This window comes from Pseudomonas sp. 05T35 (assembly GCF_056396605.1).
This window is the reverse complement of sequence record NZ_JBFTLU010000736.1, coordinates 1-1,263: the sequence shown is the minus strand read 5'-3', so window position 1 is coordinate 1,263 and position 1,263 is coordinate 1. Positions and strand designations below refer to the sequence as shown.

General features: G+C 58.6%; 1 protein-coding gene and 1 pseudogene. Both read left to right on the top strand.

Annotation, left to right across the window (positions count from 1 at the left end; all coding sequences use genetic code 11):
* Nucleotides 1-80 (top strand): annotated as a pseudogene (locus AC1DH9_RS29365) (sulfurtransferase TusA family protein); the annotation flags it as partial.
* A gap of 30 nt (nucleotides 81-110) precedes the next feature.
* Nucleotides 111-1,181 (top strand): AI-2E family transporter, encoded by a 1,071-nt coding sequence (locus AC1DH9_RS29360; protein WP_427536710.1) that lies wholly within the window; start codon nucleotides 111-113, stop codon nucleotides 1,179-1,181.
* The last annotated feature ends 82 nt before the right edge of the window (nucleotides 1,182-1,263 follow it).

The window sequence follows — 1,263 nt, the reverse complement described above, 5'->3', positions numbered from 1 at the left end:
TTGCCCGTTTGGCCGGTCATACGCTGCTTCATGAAGAGGATGAGGCTGGCGTTTTTCGCTATTGGCTGAAAAAAGCCTGAGTGTGCGGCGTTCATTCTTGAGGAATATTGATGTTCAAAGTGTTACGCGACTGGATTCAGCGCTACTTCTCCGATGAGGAGGCCGTGGTGCTGGCCGTGCTGCTCTTTCTGGCCTTCACCGCGGTCCTGACTCTGGGGGGAATGCTCGCGCCAGTATTGGCGGGGATGGTGCTGGCGTACCTGATGCAAGGACTGGTCAGCACACTCGAGCGCTGGCATTTGCCGGGTGCTGCCGCGGTGGGGCTGGTGTTCGCGTTGTTCATGGGCATGTTGCTGCTATTTCTGGTCGTGGTGCTGCCGTTGCTTTGGCATCAACTGATTGCCTTGTTCAACGAACTGCCGGGCATGCTCGCCAAATGGCAGTCATTGCTGCTGTTGCTGCCCAGGCGCTATCCGCATCTGGTGTCCGATCAACAGGTGCTGCAAGCCATCGAAGTGGCGCGCGGCGAGATTGGCAAGTTCGGTCAGTGGGCGTTGACGTTCTCGCTGTCCAGCTTGCCACTGCTGGTGAACATCATGATCTATCTGGTGCTGGTGCCGATTCTGGTGTTTTTCTTCCTCAAGGACCGGGTGATGATCGGCCAGTGGGTTCGCGGGTATCTGCCGCGTGAGCGTGCACTGATCACCCGCGTTGCCGAAGAAATGAACCGGCAGATCGCCAATTACATTCGCGGCAAGGTCATGGAAATGGTCATTTGCGGCGGGGCGACCTACATCGGCTTCGTTACCCTGGGGCTCAACTATGCCGCGCTGCTGGCGCTGTTGGTTGGCATTTCAGTGGTGGTGCCGTATGTCGGGGCGGTGGTGGTGACCGTGCCGGTGCTGCTGATTGCGTTGTTCCAGTGGGGCTGGAGCGATCAGTTCATCTACTTGATGGCGGTCTACGGGATCATTCAGGTGCTGGACGGTAATGTGCTGGTGCCACTGCTGTTTTCGGGGGCGGTCAATCTGCACCCGGTGGCGATCATTTGCGCAGTGCTGCTGTTCGGCGGGCTGTGGGGGTTCTGGGGCGTGTTTTTCGCGATTCCGCTGGCCACCCTGTTCAAGGCCGTGCTGGATGCMTGGCCGCGCAAAGAGCCGATTGTTGCGCCGTTGTTGTAGCGATCGATTCTAGATGTGCATTGGCGGGCCGACCTCATCGCGAGCAGGCTCGCTCCCACAGAGTTTGCGCATATCCTGTGGG